Here is an 18,459-nt window from a genome sequence, read left to right as displayed (position 1 = left end):
TTGCAATAGAGGTGAATCACTTGGATAAACAACAACAGATATTAGAAAAAGCTGTCGAACTTTTTGGAGAGAAAGGTTATGAGAACACCTCCATTCAAGAAATCGCAGATGAAATTGGGATTGCGAAAGGATCGATTTACTCCTATTTTCAGTCGAAAGAGGACCTCTTAATTTCGATATACGAACATTACCAACAACTCGTTTTTGAACGAGCATTTGTTGTTTCTTTACATCGAAATATCCCTGTAAAACAACGGTTAATGAAACAGTTTGAAGTTCAATTTGAAGGAATTGCCGAATATAAGTTTTTCATGAAAATGCAAATGAGAGGAGACGGTCCAAAGCATAGCGAGAAGCTTAAACAGTTTGAATACCGTATGCGTGGCCGTTTTTTCACTTGGCTAGATGCCAATATTATTGAATTATTCGGGCCTGACATAACTCCATATAAATGGGATTTATTTTGGATGATTCAATCCATTTACACTTCCTATATGAAGTTATTTGTTTCAGATTACACCACTATTCAATCTAAAGACTTGGCTACACATATAGTCACTCAATTACAACATTTAGGAGAAAGTTATTTGCATGGCGATAGTCAACCGTTACTAAAAGAGGAAGAGATGGCTTTTTTTGCAGTACAAATGGACAAACAAGGCGCCTTTGTTTCTTTTGAAAAACGTGAACAAGCTTGGAAAGATATTTATGAAACAATTGAATTATGCGATACGATACAAGAAAGTCAGAGAAAGGAACTGATTGAATGTGTGGACAGAATTTCCATTGAAGTAAACAAACAACAGCCTGAACAAATTATTTTAAAAGGACTGTTCTCGATTTTAAAATCTGAGCCACTACTAAAAAAGTCAGCTGACCAATTAGAAGATATACTTCTTACTGAATAAAAAAACACGGGAGCGGTGTTTCGTTTCAAGCGAAGTGCGGATCCCTGCCCGCTTTTGACAGTGAACCCCAAGCGCTCTTCTTGGGGTGAAACGCGCAGGTGCGTAGCCTTTGCACTTCTTGAATAAGCTTTCAAAGCTTCGCTGCTAGACCAAAATTTTTATACTCCCTCATTTGTTTCATTTTTGCGGTCAGAGCAGCCGTTATTTGTGAACATGATACGGGTTTCCGTTTTTTAGCGGCCACAGGAGCGCTTATTCACGCAAAAGCCACTCTATTCCTAGCGATGTATTATGATTAACAGCTCCTGTGTCCGCCAACGTTCCAAAACGCTAGCAATGTTCACAGATAACGGTTTTCATGGCCGCTTACTTACCATAAACAACAAAATCGCTAACCCGATAAACCCGACCCAACTGTTGAATGATTCACTTGGTTCTTTTCTTGCTTGTCTCATAGTACTCCAAGTCCCTAAATCATTCTAAGAATTTATTAGAGCAATGTTATACATAAGTCGACTATTTTATAGTTTCCTAAACAATAAGAAAAACACGGGAGCGTCTTTTCGTTTCAAGCGAAGTACGGAGCCTTCGCTCTTCTAGAATAAGCATTCAAAGCTTCATTGCTATATCAATTTTTTTACTTTTTAATCTTTCAAAAAAAGACGGACAAGATAATCTGTCCGTCCTCTTTGTATAGATGTCCACTTTTATTTCCTCCCGTAATCTGCTTTTATTTCACCCCATTTTTCTGTTCTCCACTTTAATATTGGATTCGGGTACGTGTTCTTTTGTAGCCACGCTTCTGCTCTTTCTACTAACGTCCAAATATACTCTGTTTCACTATCACGCTTTAATGTTGATTTTGCTTTTTTAGCTTGGACCCATTTCATCGCCGTTTCAGAATCGGAATAAACAGGAATCGTTTTGTTCTCTTTTTTTAAATATGCGAGGGCATGGACAATAGCTAAAAATTCCCCCATGTTGTTTGTTCCAATATGGATTTCATCATGTGAGAATAACACTTCACCTGTTTTCGTATGAACGCCTTTATATTCAACAATGCCTGGATTTCCTCGACAGCCAACATCAACAGATACACTATCCCAAATAACTTCAGCTGTATCGGTATGAGTTCTATCTTTTTTTATTGTTTTTACCGAGTTAGCCTTACCCGCTTGAAAAGCTTGTTCCGCTTCTGCTTTCGTTGAGAAAGATTTGAATTTTGCGCCTTGAAAACCTTTTACTTGTTTTTCACATTCTGCCCATGACGTGTAAATCCCTCGTTGTCTTCCATTCCACACGACGTAATACTTTTGTTGTTTTTTACTCATATTATCCCCTTTTCTTTCCTTAGTTTGGCTGGATTACTTCTTTGTATTTTTTCGCATTCGGATAAAGCTGAGTCACAAGTATCGGTATGAGAACCGTTAAGAACAAACGAACTTTTTCTTTATATGTATATGTTCGTTTCATGATGTTCCTCTTCCTTTTATCTATTAAGAAAAACGCGGAGCGACTTTTTTAAAATAAGCTTTTAAAGATTCATAATACAATCCACTTTACTTATCCAAAAGTAATTCCTTGTGGCTTTTATAATGGTGTATATCGATTCCAGTTACTGTTTTATCTTTTTCATAATGAGAGAGTAATGTAGCTAAAGCTTGTTGAAACGTTTCTTTTGAATGAAAGTAAAAACTAATTGATTCATCATCAATTTCCATTGTTTCAATAGCTAATCGGATTGGTCTATTTTCTCGTTGTGCCCTTTCTACAAAAGGGTCAAACAAGGAGAAAATCCCGTTTTCGCCTTCAAGTTCTGTTCGGTAAGTCATAACTGAAACTTGGTCAGAATTTCGGACTGCCCATTGTCCTAAGTCTCCTTTTCCAAATTCATTATGATAATCAATTGAAACAAACCAAAACGGGACGGCTAACTCAAGAGAAATCATTGGTATTTCCTGTTTGACATCGAGAATTACATCTTGGAATCTCCGAACAATCTCTTCTCTATTCTCCTCCCATTCCGGTAATAAGTATGGTTCTATATCAAGCTGGATTCCAACAAATCGTTCATTTTCTTCTACGACTTCATTAAAGGAATGTACCCACCGAACAAATATCTTCGCTTCATTTGTGTAAACCCAATCAGGCCCTCCATCTAACGCAAACACTTCGATTTCTTTTTCCGTTGCTTCTTGTATAAATCTCTGATAGTCTGAATATCTGCGACTTTGGTCAATTTGAAGATAAATCCGGTCAATTTGTTCAGCTTCAAAAAAAGTAAATAATGCATCCACATTTTCTATTTCATTTGTTTCCCATACCCATGACCCGATACTTAACGAATGACCAAGAGCTTGCCTCACAAAAAAACCTCCACCGATTAACATGATAAGGACCATACTCATTACACCTATTTTTTTCATATGACACTCCTTTTGATAAGCACTCACTTTTAGGATTATCGGTTTAAGAAAAGAGGTATTATACTTTTATTCCACTATTCGATTTTGACTAATAACAAAAAAGCAAACGACCGATTACGTTGGTTGCTTGCTTTTTTTTGATTCAAAAGAAGGAAAGCTGAATTTATGTCGCACCATCCATCCGTTACGGACATCTGTTCAGCTATTTCAGCGAAACAAGCCCTTTTTTCTTTTCTATCGGACATACGTTCCGCTATTTGACCAAAAAGCACATTAAAAATACCCCATTTCACTACTTTAACGGAACCAGTGTCCAATAGCCTTTGAAAAAGGTTACTTTTTTATAGAATAGCTGAACAGATGTCCGTTAGCCAAGTTAACTTATTGATGGCGTGTTTCGTTTTCTTTTACATTTTTATTCGCGGCAATTTTCTTTAACGTTACCATTCCTATATACATGACAAAACCTATAAGCAATACAATAAAGGCGATTCCTTCCCAAGGATAATCCTTACTAAATTGACCGAAGTATAACCCTGAAAAGAAGAAGATACTACACCAAACAAACGCACTACTGTATGCGAGCATTGCAAATTTTTGAAACGGTAGCCGGTTCATTCCAAATAAAAAAGGTACAATATTCCGTACTCCCGGGATAAAATAGCTAAAACTTAATGAATACACACGATATTTGTCCATGATAGATGATGCAATTTGAACAGACTTACTTGGACCTTTTCTTTGTAACCAATGTAACACTGGATACCCTATTAATCTTCCAGCAAAATAACTCGTAGTTATACTCGCGATAATTCCAATATATGCTGTTAGTAAAGCAGCCATAGGGTGCAAGTATTGACCTGACAAAAATCCAACTGTCGATACGATAATTTCATTTGGAACAGGTGCAATAAACATGCCTAACCAAAGCCAGAGAAATAAAATGATGTAGCCATAGTCCATTACTGCTTGAAGCAGTACTTCCGCCTCCATGCTATCATCTTCTTTCCGTTTTAATATAGTAATACTATAATAAAAATGACAAAGAAAAGACAGGAAATGAGCTTATTAACATTCACTTTATCAAAAAAATTATATATTGTTTTCAAATCCATGTTACCATACAATGTAATTAACAGATAGTGGCAATGTCACTGTTATGCTTCCTACATATTATTCTATATTTTTTGACCGCTAGAAACATATACTGTTACTATACTCATATATAATGAATGAGAAGGAGGGCTTTTAGTGGAACAAACGTTTCAAGCACTCATTGTTATGAAAGCGGATTCATGCTTTTCTATTACTCGAAAAGAATTTTCTATGTCAGATTTACCAGAAGGTGAAGTGACCATCAAAGTCTCCTACTCTAGTGTTAATTATAAGGATGCCTTAGCCTGTTCTCCTTCTGGTAAAGTCGTAACAAAGTTCCCAATGGTACCAGGAATTGACTTAGCCGGTATTGTCGTTGATTCCACTGACAGTAAATTTAAAAAAGGGGATGCTGTGCTCGTCACGGGTTATGATTTAGGAACTGGTCATTTCGGAGGGTACAGTGAGTATGCTCGTGTAAAGTCAGAATGGGTTGTCCCCTTACCTGATGGGTTATCGTTAAAAGAAGCAATGATTTATGGAACAGCTGGTTTTACTGCTGCTCTTTCGATTGAACGCCTTGAACAAGATGGGATCACCCCTGATAGTGGCCCCATCCTTGTAACTGGAGCAACTGGCGGAGTAGGCAGTCTTGCTATTGGGATGCTTCATAAACGAGGGTACGATGTTGTAGCCAGTTCTGGGAAAAAAGCAGAAAAAGAGTTTCTTTTATCAATAGGTGCAAATGAAGTAATTTCTAGAAATGATATCTTAACCGATCCGTCTCGTCCATTAAGCAAACAAAAATGGGCAGCTGCTGTTGATGCTGTTGGCGGAAAAGCACTCGCTTCCATTGTAAGCTCTTTAAAGCAACATGGGGCTGTTGCCGTTAGTGGACTGACAGCCGGAACTGATGTTCATACAACAGTCTTCCCCTTTATTTTAAGAGGCATTACCATTTTTGGTATTGACTCTGCTTATTGTCCTATGGAATTACGGAAAAAGATTTGGAAACGGTTAGCCACTGATTTAAAACCCGTTTCATTAGAAAAACAGCTTAACCATGAAATTACAATTGAACAGTTACCGGAAACTCTCGCCCTTTTATTAGATGGAAAACATACAGGACGTACAATCGTAAAACTACACTAAGTTTATTCGAAAAAACAAGTGCCCTACTAATTCTTTTATTTTTGGTTCCATTTTTTCGTGATAACTTATGAGAGCACATGTAGCCGGTCCAGCTGACTTTGTTAATGCTAGTGTTGATTTTATGTTTGTCGCTTGTAACTCGTTATCTTTCATTAGCTCGTTTAGCTCATAAGCTATTCCTTTTGAGCCGATAGGAATCATCTCATACGTGAAGTCTAGTAAAGAGTGAAATAACGAAAGTGATAGAACATCATTTGCTTGTTCTATCACTTCATTCCCAACAAGCGGTTTTCCGATGACGGCGAAACGGGCTGTCGGAGGAGTTATCGCTATACGTTTTTCCTCTGAATCGACTTTGCCTAAAACGCTAATGCCTATCGCTGTTTGCTTAAAATGAAAGTTCGATTCTGAACTTCCTGTTATTTTGATATTTTGTAATCCGAGTTCTGAACAAGCTTGCTGAATACCACCTTTTATCTTCTCCCAGGAATCATCTCCAGCGAAGTTTTGAAGGACAACCGCAAATGGTGTTGCCCCTACACTTACACATTCCATCATTGCCACTCGTGCTGTGTAATAACTAACAACCTCTAATGGTACTTTCACTTCATCTTCAGGTTTTTCACCAATCGCACCCGCACAATCTGTTGCAATGACAAGCTCTTCTTTTCCATCTATCGGTATAAACGAAACATCTCGCATTTTTACCCCCCTATCCTTGCCTTTTCAGCGCCATTTGTCACCTGTCGTATCGGACATTTATTCCGATATTTCATGAAAAACAGCCTTATCTAATTCTTTACGGACATCTGTTCCGTTATTGTACCAAAACATATAACAAATCCCCCTTATTTTCTATATTTAACGGAACCAATGTCCGTATGAATTTAAGAAACGTTATTTTTTCTTGAAATAGGGGAACGGATGTCCGTTAGAGTGGTCGTTACACCATACCTCCAAGTCACCTAAACAAACAATAAGTGTCACAAAATCTCTACCTGACTTTGCGACACTTATTCTTACATTGATTCCATTGAAACCGCGCTTCCTTTCCCACTTGGTTCTGCCGGCGTTACCATTAGTTTTCTTGGTAATCTAGCTTGCAGTTCTGGAACGTGGCTAATAATACCGACAGATAATTTAGATGTGTGAAGCTTTTCTAAAGACGTGACAACCGTATCCAATAAATCTTGGTCAAGCGTTCCAAAACCTTCATCAAGAAAGAAAAATTCTAAAGGAAACTGCCCCCTTAATTGAATGGATGATGATAATGAAAGTGCTAAGGCAAGTGAAGTGAGGAATGTTTCGCCCCCAGACAAAGATGTAACAGGACGTTTAATGCCGCCGTTCGCATCATCACGAATGATAAAACCTCCAGCCGAATCAACTTCTATCGCATAACGCCCTCTTGTTAAAACGAGCAATCGTTCTGACGCTTCTCGACTTACTTGAACGAGTTGCTCTTCTGCCATAAATTCAACAAACGCATTTCCTCGCATAACGGTTTGTAATTTCCCGTACGTTTCAATTTTTTTGTTTAATTCTTCTCTTCGTGTTTCTAATTTTGTGTATCGTTCATGTTTTTGAGAAAGCTCTTTTACCGCTTCAATCGCCGCACCTTTTTCTTCTCTTGCTTTATGCAAAGCTTCTTTTCCTTCATGAACTAACTCATTTTGTTTGTACCATTCTTCCTCTGTGATCGTACGCCCTTGAAGTGCCTCATCCAGCTTCTCGATTGTATGATAAACTTGTTTTACTTTATCCGTGTACGTTTCAATTTTTTCAATAATTTGATTTGATTCATCAATCGGCAAAATCGCATTTACTACACTTTCAGCTGTTGCAAAAGAACTATCTGCCTGTCGCTCATGCCATTTTTTTAAAGCATGTTCATATCTTATAACAGCTTCAGTTTTAGCTTCTTTAGCAATCGCATATTGTTGTTTCGCCTCTTGCCACTGTTGTCTTACTTTTTCATATTCTTTATATGCAATTTCTTCCCCGACTTTTAATTGCTTTAGTTGCTGTTTCACTTCTACCAAAAGCTCGTTTGGATCTTGGTCACCAACGATGCTTTCGAGTTGGCTTTGCTTTTGCTGCAGTGCTTTCTCCATTTGTTCGACTTGTGAAACGAGACTAGCTTCTTCCCGGGATAGCTCGTTTCTTGCATCAAACAATCGTTGAATATCTTTTTCCTTTTGTTCTAAAAACGGAATACTAGCTTCCAATCTTTTTTTGACATCTTCAGCTTGTCTTTCTGTTTCCTTCATTTTTTCAAAAGCCTCTTGTAGAGTAGCCAAAGAAAAAAGCGGAAACGTCTCTTCCCAACGCGTTCGTTCTCTCTTTATTTTTTCTGCGTTTTCTTTTCCTTTTTCTGCAATGGATTGGAGTTCTTGCTTTCTTTCATTTCCAATCACATGAAATTGTTTTCTTTTTTCTGTCGCTTGCCGATAGTTCATAATTTCTGCTTTGACAACTTTATCGATCTCAGCAACATTGTTCATTATATTTTTCATTTCGGACTCAATCGTCCTTCTTTGTCCCTCTAATTCTTCATACGTCAATTGGTGTGCAGCTTCTTTCTCTACATCAACAGTCGCTGCTGGGAGATCAATCTCGTCGTTAGAAACATCGTTCATTATATCTTCTGAGATGCGTTCTAATTGCCACTTTCCTTGTTTCACTTGATGCTGCCACTCGATAACATCCCGTTGCCATTGTTCTAAATGCTGTTGCTTTTGTTCATTTACAACTAACGGTTCGGATTCCCTACTTTTGTTTTGATGCTCCTCTGAGCCACAAACAGGACATGGTTGTCCTGGTTTTAATTGCTCTGATAATTGCAAAGCCAAATGGTGAACTTTTTGTTCTTCTACCTTCCTTTTTTCATTTTCAAAGCATAGCTTTGCGACAGAAGCAAACTGCTCCAATTTTCTTTCGGTAGCACATACCACTTGAAAAAGGGAATCGGTTTTGAAAAACAATTGAACGATTTTTTCTTTTCCCGCTTCTAGTTTCGTTTTCCATTCGTTTTCTTTATCTTCTTCGATTCGCAACTGTTCTCGTTTTTCTTTATATTCTGTTTCTAGGTCAGACTGCCGTTTCAAGAGTTGATCCAACGTCTTTTTTCCATCGATTGCTTCATACATTTGATCGCGTTCATCAGTTGAAATCGCAAGTTCAGTTAGCTGTTGCTGTAATTCATTTTGCCTCTGTTCACCTTTTGCCTTGATTTGTGTTTCTTTCTCGATTTGTTCTTCAGTATTTTTAAGCTTATGCTGAACTGCTTTTACCGCTTCTTGACTTTCGTCTACTTGTTTCTGTTCTTGCGCCATCCATTGTGTTAGTTCAAGAGCTCTCGTGAATTGCTCTTGCTTCACAAGCCATATAGGCTCATTTTGTTCACGTGCTGTTTTTGCTTTTCCATAGGCTTCTTCTTTTCCCTCATACACTCTTGCTATATGCTGCTCTTGCGTTTGGGCATGTTCAAACTTGCGTGTCCAATCGACTTTCTTTTGTTCACTTTCTTTCAGCTCTTCGACATATGGAAATAGCCGACTCGCTTGTTCATGAAGAGCTATTGTTTGTTTATATGTTTCAATTAAGGAGCTTTCTTGTTCAAGTTGTTTACGCTGTATCAAAGCTTGTTGTTTTTCAGATTGCCACTCCCATATTTTTCTGGTGTGCTCCAACGTTTTTTCTGCATCCTTTAATGCTTCTTGACTTTCCTGAACTTTTTTCTCGCAATCTTCAGAGCGTTTCATTGCCTCCTCTAGCGCTTCTTTTGAAGCATCACCAAGTCCTGCTTGTTCTGCTTGAATTTCATTTCGCTCATTTTGAGAACGCTGCAGTCGACTTCGTAATTTCAGATGCAATTCATCCCCATATTTTTCAAGGTGAAATAAGCGCTGTAACATTTGACGACGCTCTGTTCCTTTCAGTGATAGAAATTCAGCAAACTTCCCTTGTGGTAACACAACAGCTCTCGTAAAATCATCTATAGAAAGACCTAATAAATCTTGGACCGCTTGATTAACTTCATTTGTTTTATCTGCTAACACAATCGTCTCTTCTTGTTTTTCAACAAAACGACAATGCGCTGTTTTCACCGTGTTATCTCCAGTTCGCTTAAAGCTCCGTTCAACCTGGAATCGTTTTGCTCCTTCTTGATTACTTAGTTCAAATGTAAAAGAAACAAACACCAGATCTTCAGCATGGTTCATAATCCCTTGTGTATTGTTTGTCGCACGTTCGACTTTTCCGTAAAGAGCAAGTGTCATCGCATCCAATAATGACGATTTCCCACTACCGGTAGGACCAAATATCCCAAAAACACCGCCTTCACATAGTTTTGTGAAATCAATCGTTTGTTCCTCACGAAAACTATGAAGGCCTGCTACTTTGAGTTGGATCGGCTTCATTTCACATCCTCCTCTACTTGTTCATTCACAAGTTCCAAAAACAATCGAATAACATCTTGTTCTGGTACTGCTCCACCGGTTTGTTTTTTATAAAATCTCGTAAACATTTCATCCAATGGAACATTAGACGATGCCACTTTAACCTGCTTGTCCATTTCTTTATAAACAGGGCGAATATGAATAAAACCTGAATGAAGCTTTCTGAGCCGATGAATTTCTTCAATCGATAAACTATGATCCACATGAACTTCAAGATCAACCCAGGCATTTGTGTCTTTTCCTTCATCTAGCCACTCATATACTTCTGCAATCCCGTTTTCCGCTTTCCAACGTACAAGCGGTTTCCCACTTGATAAATAGATTTCAGATACAGTCGCCGGTTTTCCAGGTTCAACATCAACAATTGAAACGGATTTTGCATAACCTGCTTCTGAAAAACTAAAGGCAATTGGCGAACCAGAATATCTTGCTATTGTTGGCGCTTTTTTCACATCTTGTGGACGATGAAGATGACCAAGCGCAACATATTGGGCTAACTCTGGCAAGCTCGTAGACCGAACAGTATAAGCTCCACCTACTTCAATCGGACGCTCTGATTCTGTTGAATCACTCCCCGCAACATAAATATGGCTCATTGCTACATTTACCGCTTCTTTTGAAAATTGTTCGGCCATTTTAGATAAGAGATAACGAACACGCTTGTCATACTCATCTCGTAAAAGCACCTCATCAACAGAATCAGCTAATACTTCATTTAAACGCGATTCTGAAGGATAAGCTAAAGCAGCTACCCGTAATTCTTCTTTTGTCCGGATAATTGGAACTTTAACAATGGTAGATAAAGGATAGCCAATAATCGTAATATTTTGTTCTAAAGCTAATGGTGAAGAAGCCGTAAGACGGTCTGGATTATCATGGTTACCGGCAATAACTACGATTGGGCACTTTCCTTTATTGGAGATTCGAGCCATACTTTCATAGAAAAGTTGTTCCGCTGCAGCAGGCGGATTGACTGTATCAAATACATCCCCAGCCATTAATACAACATCTACTTGTTCGCGTAACACAATCTCGTGTAGTTCATCTAAAAATTGTGCTTGTTCCTCAAGACGACTTCTTCCCTCTAACGTCCGTCCCAAATGCCAATCTGCCGTATGCAAAATTCGCATGAAACCACTCCTTCTATTTCATTTCAACCAAATGACTTCCATCAAAAAAGAACAAATACTTTTCCGTAATCGGCTCTTTGACAATTCCTTCTAATGCCTTTGAATACAGCTCAATTTGAACTTGGTATCGTTCTTTTAAAATCAGCTCTGCTTCAGCAAACCCGCCTTTAAATCTAGTTGTAATGGCATCTGTCTTATAATCTAGTAAAACAACGCCAAATTTATCTTTAAATAAACAATCAATAACCCCTTGGACAAGAACCGTTTCTTCTTGTTCTACCGGCCACTCTTTATACGCTTCGTGTGCGGGCAATGAAAAACTAAACGGAATTTCACGACGGATAAAAGAAGCTGTTAACAACCGTTTGCCGATTTCACTTTCAAAAAATTCAACAATCGCTTCTGGTTCAATAATAGAAGCTTGTTGTTCAGTTAGCAACTCATGATGAACCATACGGTCAAGCAAGTTTTTCACTGACTCTATTGTTATCTCTTGATTGAGCGGTACGTGCTGCATGACAAGGTGCATCGCTGTTCCTTTTTCAGCTGGCGTGAGTGATTGTTGTTGCAGAAATCTTGGACGGTCTGCTAACGTTGCTTTAAACCCTGGAATTTCTTGATGCTCCTCTCCAATCGAACGATCTCGTTTAATCTCGGTTACCGATTGCTTTGAACGAGAGATGGTAGAAAGATGATGAGGATATTTATATTCCAGACGTTTCTTAACTTCACCTTTATCTTCACCTGTCGATTCTACTTGTTCCCATGCAGAAATTGCTTGTAAAAATGTTTGATCTTTTTCGATATCATCCTGAATCGTTCCAACTAACTGTTGCTTTTCTATAATTGAAACACTCCACCTTGAAGTATCTTCATATACAGGGCCATAGCCACCTTCTTCTTCTACAAAAGATACCGCATCCTTGTGTCTCATAACGGCTGGTCCAACCCAATCTAAATAACATGTCGCTTCAATTCTGTCATAAGCTGGTAACAACCATTGCTCGTGTGTCCCATATATACTCCATTTTGCTAACGCTTTTTGGGCGTCTTTTACCGTCCCTACTAGGTATAGCTTTTCTTTCGCTCGTGTTAATGCAACATATAGCACTCGCATTTCTTCTGCTATCATTTCATGATGCATTCGCTTTTTCATTGCTAGTTGAGGTAAGCTCGGATACGTAATTCGTAACTTCGGATGAATGTATTTCGAGCCAAAACCGAGTTCTTTGTGTAATAATACTTTACTGCGCATATCCATCATATTAAATGGCTTCGCTAACCCCGCAACAAAAACAACCGGAAACTCTAGTCCTTTACTTTTATGAATCGTCATCATCCGTACAACATCTTCTTGTTCTCCTAATGCTCTTGCGGTACCTAAATCATCACCACGCTCTTGCATTCGCTCAATAAACCGCAAGAAGCGAAATAACCCACGAAATGATGTTTCTTCATATCTTCTAGCACGCTCATATAAAGCACGAAGATTAGCTTGTCTTTGTTTACCAGCCGCAATTCCCCCAACAAAATCATAGTAGCCTGTGTCTCGATACAACTGCCAGATCAACTGTGATAATGACCCTTGTCTTGCGAGAGTCCGCCACGTTTGAAGTTGATGTGCAAATTGTTGCAATGTTTCTTTTGTTTTCCCATTTGGAAAAGTTTGAAGAGCTTTGCAAAATGCTTCATAGTAAAGTCCTTTCGGTTTTTCCACGCGAATTTGGGCAAGCTGTTCTTCATCTAGTCCAACAATAGGGGAACGTAATACGGATGCAAATGGAATGTCTTGATACGGGTTATCGATGACTTTTAATAGAGACATCATGACAGACACTTCAGTTGCTTCAAAATAACCTGAAGCTAAATCGGCATAAACAGGAATACCGTATTGTTTAAATTCCTCTGTCATCGTTTGTGCCCAAGGCATCGACCTCATTAAAATGACAATATCCCGATAGGCAATGTTTCGAAATTGCCCTAACTTATGGTCATACACTTGATGAGACGATTCGATAAGTTCCTTAATTTGCTTAGCAATAAATCGAGATTCTAATTGCGCTGTTTCAAGTTCTTCTTCCTCATCGATAACAACATCATCTTCATCAACTGAAGAATCGGTGACTGGTTCTCCTTTGTTGACAAGCAGTAGCTCTGTTTTCGTATTTTCATAATCAGGATAAGCCGCCCCGAGCTTTAATTCCGCATCGTCATCATAAGCAATTTCTCCAACTTCTTCATCCATTGTTTGTCGGAAAATAAAGTTTGTTGCATCAAGTACTTCTGCCCGACTTCTGAAATTTCGAGCTAAATCAATTTTCCATCCCGAACCATCACCAAATTTTACAAAGTCTTTATATTTATGCAAAAACAATCCTGGTTCAGCTAAACGGAATCGGTAAATACTTTGTTTCACATCCCCAACCATAAACATGTTATTTTCTTTTGTGACAAGGCGTAAAATCGTTTCTTGCACTAAATTTGTATCTTGGTACTCATCTACAAGAACTTCAGTAAATTTCTCCTGATAATCTAACGCCGCCTCTGTTGGCTCATATTTGCCTGTTTCCGTTGGTTTAGCAAGAATATTTAAAGCAAAATGCTCAAGGTCTGCAAAGTCAACGAGACCTTTTTCTTTTTTCACCTCTTGGTAACGTTGGGAAAACGTAAGGACAAGGTCAACTAATGTTGTTACTATCGGCGCCATTTCTTGGATATCTTTTATAAAAGCATCTGGAGACCGACGAAACAACTCTTTTTGAAGTTTCCCAATTCGTTTTTTTACTTTTTCACGAAGTTGTTTCGCTTTTTCTTGTAAAAAGCTATCAACAGCATCATCTTTTTTTATTCGTTTTAAGGTCGAGAACTTCAAGTCGGCAAATTGCTCATATCGCGCATCCCACGAGTTTGCTTGTTGAAGTTTTTCAATCATTTGTAGATCATCATCAAAGTTTTGGGCATACGCGTCTGGCCCACCAGGCTGTTTCGTTATTTCTAAGCCTTGTTTTATCATGGCAATACAGCCAGCAAGTTGAAGCTGTAGGTCTTCCATTAAATCTTTTGTCCAAGGAAGCTCGTCGATTGCTGTATCCGCCGGAATATGATAATTCTCTCGCAATTGTAATAACCATGTTGCTGGTGAAGGATGTGCCCTTGAAAAGTCATATAATCTTCTGATGAGAACTTGGAGTTCAAGGTCGCTCCGATCACTACTATATCGATCAACGACATCATAGAAAGCATCATTGTCTTGTTTTCCATATTCCTCTTCAAACAATTGCTCCATGACTTCTTCTCTTAGCAATTCCGCTTCTGTATCATCGGCAATTCGAAATGCTGGATCAATGTCAATGTTATAGTAATATTGACGGATGACTTCCATACAAAATGAATGTAATGTCGAGATATTCGCTCTATTTAATAAAGAAAGTTGTCGGCGCAAATGTAGCGATGACGGTTGGCGAACAAGCTCTTTTTCAATCGCTTCTCCAATTCGTTTTCGCATTTCACTTGCTGCCGCATTCGTAAACGTAGCAATGAGCAGTCGGTCAACATCTATCGGGTTTTCTTTATTCGTAACCTTTCGAATAATTCGTTCTACTAGTACGGCTGTTTTTCCACTTCCCGCTGCTGCGGCAACTAATATATTGTTTCCTGACGCATCAATGGCTTGCCATTGCTCGTCCGTCCACTGACTACCGGCTGGTTTATCTGCTATTTTCACTATGATCACTTCCTTCAGTGCGCATCATTTCTAGTATCTCGTCTTGTTTTTGAGGAATCAATACACGAAAATCATTTGTTTCCACTGTATCAAACTGACAAAGAGAACGATATTCGCAAAACGTACATGGTGTTTGCTTTTTAAGCTTATACGGGTTAATATCAATGACCCCATCCGTTAACCGCTCACCTATATGAATCATTTTCTTTCGTAAATACTGTCTTACTTCGTCAAATTGTTCTGCCGATACAACAGATGAATTACTATAAAAGCTTCCATCCTTTTTTAATCCTATAGGGATAATATCAGAGTGACCTGTTTCAAGTGTATGGTCCATTTCTCTTATCGATGTCTCGTTCGCTAAAAGCAAACCTTTCATTTTAAATGACTTGAAAATCTCTTCTTCAATTTTCTCAATTGACATCGCACTAGAAGACTGAATCAATGGATTGTGTACATGGAAATACAATACTCCCGCTGGTAATGCCTCTGTCCCGATCCACTGCTTGGCAAATGTCAGCACAACATCTAAATAAACTAACATTTGTAGCGTTAATCCATAATACACTTCATCAAGTCGTAACGCCTTTTGACTTGATTTATAATCAATAATTCGAAGTAATGTACCTGACTCAACGTCGGCTCTGTCAACACGATCGATTCGTCCGATTAATTCCATCGTACAGCCATTCGGCAATGTAAATCGAATCGGTGGTAACGGTTCGCTCGGTCCAAACCCTACTTCCAATCCAACTGGAGAAAACCCACTCACCTTTGCATGGTCACGAAGAATGATCGATGCCCGTCCAACGACCTGCTCTAATTTTCTCGTAATATATTGATAACGATTTGTACTTAACAGAATTTCCCGTTGAATTTTTGGGGCTAATCGTCCGACCATCAATTTCGCCAATTGTTCGCATTGCTCTTTCGATAATTGTCCCCAATGTATCCCTTCTTGTCTTAGATGGTCTGCTACCATTTTTAATGCTGCATGAAATAGTGTTCCTACGTCAGGAGCTTCTAGGCGAAATAGTTCCCGTTCTTTTAGCTTGAGACCATGTGATGCAAACTGTGAAAAAGCACAGCTTTCATATTTCTCCATGCGAGATACACTTGTTTTTATATGGTCACCGTAAAGCGCACGGCTTGTACTTGCTGCCAGTTTCTTCGCTTCATTTTTATAAAATAAGCTTGATAACACGGCTTTTGCCCTCGATGTCTGTTCATGTTCAACATACCAGTTATAGACATCCCACCAAACAGTCGAAATCGGATATCCTTTTTTCCAAGCTTGAAGTTGGTAAGACAAAAACGACAAGGTTTTTGTCGGGTTGGAAACGAAATCAAGCTGGTGCTCTTCTGCTACTTCATTTGGTTCATTAATAATAAACTCTTTCGTGACAGAAGGTATGACATCTTCCATTCGTTTAATGACATTTGAGGGAAGAAGAGTTTTTCCTTCTTCATCTGCAAGTGGATAAGATAAATATAACTTCTTGGCTGGGCTTGTCATGGCTAAATAAATCAAGAAAGCTTCATCAAGTAATTGTTGCCGACTGCCAGGTGCTAATGGCATTCCTAATTTGTCAAACCAGTCTCGTTCTTGTTCTGATAACACGCCCTCTTCTTTCGGCTTAGCAGGAATCACACCATCATTTACTCCTAATATAAACGTCGTTTGTATATCTGAAAAACGGGACCGTTCCATACTAGCAACGAGTACTTGGTCAATCGCCGGTGGGACAATTGCAAATGTCATACTTTCAAAACCAGTGTCTAACATCGTCTTGAATAAACCAAAAGACATTGTTTCTTCTCCAACCATTTCAACAATTTGATCAAATAACCCAACAACAGAATTCCACACTTGATCATGCTCACGAGCAGCTTCTACTTGTCCTTCTTCTACCGCTTTTTCACGTAGTTGTTCAAGTTTTGCAGGAAGATTCACTTCCTCTAAAAATAAGTAGAACGCTTCACATTTCGCTTGAACCGTATTTTTTTTCATCAATTTCTTTTCTAGCTTTCTCACTGGCTGTACGATGACTTGTCTTAACTCATTTAACCTTGACTCCATTTTCTCTTCGTCATCGGTTTTTACTGCTTCATTCTCATCAATAGCTTGAAAGCGTCGATATTTCCAGCGGTTATCATCATACCATCGATGACCTTGGATACCGTATGCCAATACATAGTTTTCAAGTACATCGATCGTTTCCCTAACTCGGTTATCAATTGGACCATTTAATAATAAGTCCGTTTTCAAACAACGAAAGACAGCCTCATATCGCCAATTCCCTTGGAAAATGTCAAGGATGGACCGCATGAACTCTACGACCGGATGGTTTAACATCGATTTTTTTTGGTCAAGGAACACGGGAATCTCATAATCTTTGAAAATCGTTTCAATTAAATGATGATACTCCTCACTATTACGAATGAGTAAAGCGATATCGCGAAAACGATAGTGGTCCTCTCGCACTAGCTTGAGAATGGTACGTGCGACTCCTTCTACTTCTGCTCTGCGATGAACAGCTGTTAGTACCGAAACATCACTTTCACCGGAAAACGGAACAGCTGGTCTTGCATCAAAATGCTGTTCAAGATGAGCAATAGCTGGGCTTTTATAACGAAACGATTCAGAAAAAAGAATCGGCTTTTCTAGTTCACAATTGTTTTGCTCTGCAATATATATTAATTGTTTATATGTTTTTGCAGTCATATGAAACAAATCTAATTCATGTGGCATGTCATGCTCATATACTTGGTCAATCGTCAAAGCGATAGTTACTTTCTTTGCTTTCTTCATTAACGCACCAAGAACATAAAGCTCTTGAGGAGTAAAACTATGAAATCCATCTATATAAATTTCACTTTCTTCAATATAAGAAGAAAAAGGTATTTTCTCTGTTAAAAGCGTTAAATAATCTTCGGAATCAACATATTTTCCTTCTAGCTGCTCCTCAAACTGTTTAGTAATGATGTAAAAATCATATAATTTATCTGCTAACACTTTTTCATATGGTTTAAGTTCTCCTTGACTAAGAATCCTTTCTCGATTCATTAATAACATGTCAGGAGTAATCGCATATCGTTTCCATTCAGCTACCATTTCTTCAAGTTGCTTAATAAAACCATTCGTATCTGCAGCTTTGCTAAATACTTTGAATTGGTCCTTTTCATGTTCGACAATTTTTCTAAGCATCATATGAACACCTGTTTGTTCAATATGATAGCGAGATAACCCACCTGTTTCTTGAAGCACACGCCATGCTAAACGAGTAAAGCTAAACACTTGCGCGCGAAGCATCCCATTAATATCTGGTGACTGAACTAATTTATATTCAGACTGGAATGTCATTTGGTCAGGAACAAGATAAATGACAGGAGAACCTAGTGGATCTGAAATAAGCTTTGTTTTTATTTCTTCTAAGCAATGCGTTGTCTTCCCTGTTCCTGAACGACCAATGAGAAATTGAAGACTCATATCGTTCGCCTCCTTTATGTAACGAATTCTTTCATTCCAATTCCCTTATTTTATCATAGGAATTCTGCTAAAAG

Annotated in this window: 11 protein-coding genes; 2 read left to right on the top strand and 9 right to left on the bottom strand. The window is 38.5% G+C overall.

What is annotated here, in order from left to right; genetic code table 11:
• Positions 1–20: 20 nt before the first annotated feature.
• Entirely contained in the window at positions 21–908 is an 888-nt protein-coding gene (locus T323_RS0107360; RefSeq protein ID WP_026672693.1) for a TetR/AcrR family transcriptional regulator, read from the top strand.
• Between the two features lie 707 nt (positions 909–1,615).
• On the opposite strand, the gene rnhA is transcribed toward T323_RS0107360, so the two are convergent.
• From rnhA to T323_RS26250, 4 genes are all read right to left on the bottom strand, one after another.
• Positions 1,616–2,239 carry a ribonuclease H gene (gene rnhA / locus T323_RS0107355; protein ID WP_026672692.1) on the bottom strand — a complete coding sequence of 208 codons (624 nt, stop codon included), beginning with the start codon at positions 2,237–2,239 and terminating at the stop codon, positions 1,616–1,618.
• Positions 2,240–2,258: 19 nt separating this feature from the next.
• On the bottom strand, positions 2,259–2,381 hold the full coding sequence (locus T323_RS29545; RefSeq protein WP_281175727.1) for a hypothetical protein: 123 nt from the start codon (positions 2,379–2,381) through the stop codon (positions 2,259–2,261).
• 86 nt (positions 2,382–2,467) lie between these two features.
• The gene (locus tag T323_RS0107345) at positions 2,468–3,334 is read right to left on the bottom strand and encodes a hypothetical protein (RefSeq protein ID WP_026672691.1); all 867 of its coding nucleotides are present in this window, start codon (positions 3,332–3,334) and stop codon (positions 2,468–2,470) included.
• Positions 3,335–3,715: 381 nt separating this feature from the next.
• A complete protein-coding gene (locus T323_RS26250) occupies positions 3,716–4,327 on the bottom strand; it encodes a DedA family protein (protein ID WP_051556432.1) in 612 nt (203 codons plus the stop codon).
• Positions 4,328–4,585: 258 nt separating this feature from the next.
• Between T323_RS26250 and T323_RS0107330 the strand changes: the two genes are divergently transcribed.
• A complete protein-coding gene (locus T323_RS0107330) occupies positions 4,586–5,581 on the top strand; it encodes an acrylyl-CoA reductase family protein (protein ID WP_026672689.1) in 996 nt (331 codons plus the stop codon).
• Here the strand turns inward: T323_RS0107330 and T323_RS0107325 are convergent.
• The 5 genes from T323_RS0107325 to addB form a co-directional block, all read right to left on the bottom strand.
• Positions 5,573–6,283: a hypothetical protein gene (locus T323_RS0107325; RefSeq protein WP_026672688.1), complete on the bottom strand. Its 711-nt coding sequence runs from the start codon at positions 6,281–6,283 to the stop codon at positions 5,573–5,575. The two genes, T323_RS0107330 and T323_RS0107325, sit on opposite strands and share 9 nt — an antisense overlap.
• A gap of 317 nt (positions 6,284–6,600) precedes the next feature.
• Complete coding sequence (locus T323_RS0107320) at positions 6,601–10,002, bottom strand: SbcC/MukB-like Walker B domain-containing protein (protein ID WP_026672687.1); 3,402 nt, start codon at positions 10,000–10,002, stop codon at positions 6,601–6,603.
• Positions 9,999–11,171 carry an exonuclease SbcCD subunit D gene (locus T323_RS0107315; RefSeq protein ID WP_026672686.1) on the bottom strand — a complete coding sequence of 391 codons (1,173 nt, stop codon included), beginning with the start codon at positions 11,169–11,171 and terminating at the stop codon, positions 9,999–10,001. The genes T323_RS0107320 and T323_RS0107315 overlap by 4 nt, the downstream gene beginning before the upstream one ends.
• Before the next feature lie 13 nt (positions 11,172–11,184).
• Positions 11,185–14,895: a helicase-exonuclease AddAB subunit AddA gene (gene addA / locus T323_RS0107310; RefSeq protein ID WP_026672685.1), complete on the bottom strand. Its 3,711-nt coding sequence runs from the start codon at positions 14,893–14,895 to the stop codon at positions 11,185–11,187.
• Entirely contained in the window at positions 14,879–18,385 is a 3,507-nt protein-coding gene (gene addB, locus T323_RS0107305) for a helicase-exonuclease AddAB subunit AddB (RefSeq protein ID WP_026672684.1), read from the bottom strand. Before addB ends, addA begins: the two co-directional genes overlap by 17 nt.
• Positions 18,386–18,459: the final 74 nt, after the last annotated feature.

Source organism: Alkalihalobacillus bogoriensis ATCC BAA-922 (assembly GCF_000621445.1).
Taxonomy (GTDB): Bacteria; Bacillota; Bacilli; order Bacillales; family Bacillaceae_F; genus Bacillus_AO; species Bacillus_AO bogoriense.
Note: the sequence above shows the minus strand (reverse complement) of the source record. Positions and strands in the feature narration are given on the sequence as shown.

Excerpts from the sequence above, each read along its gene's own strand:
- rnhA (WP_026672692.1), bottom strand. The coding sequence starts at position 2,239 with ATGAGTAAAAAACAACAAAAGTATTACGTCGTGTGGAATGGAAGACAA.
- T323_RS29545 (WP_281175727.1), bottom strand. The coding sequence starts at position 2,381 with ATGAAACGAACATATACATATAAAGAAAAAGTTCGTTTGTTCTTAACG.
- T323_RS0107345 (WP_026672691.1), bottom strand. The coding sequence starts at position 3,334 with ATGAAAAAAATAGGTGTAATGAGTATGGTCCTTATCATGTTAATCGGT.
- T323_RS26250 (WP_051556432.1), bottom strand. The coding sequence starts at position 4,327 with ATGGAGGCGGAAGTACTGCTTCAAGCAGTAATGGACTATGGCTACATC.
- T323_RS0107325 (WP_026672688.1), bottom strand. The coding sequence starts at position 6,283 with ATGCGAGATGTTTCGTTTATACCGATAGATGGAAAAGAAGAGCTTGTC.
- T323_RS0107320 (WP_026672687.1), bottom strand. The coding sequence starts at position 10,002 with ATGAAGCCGATCCAACTCAAAGTAGCAGGCCTTCATAGTTTTCGTGAG.
- T323_RS0107315 (WP_026672686.1), bottom strand. The coding sequence starts at position 11,171 with ATGCGAATTTTGCATACGGCAGATTGGCATTTGGGACGGACGTTAGAG.
- addB (WP_026672684.1), bottom strand. The coding sequence starts at position 18,385 with ATGAGTCTTCAATTTCTCATTGGTCGTTCAGGAACAGGGAAGACAACG.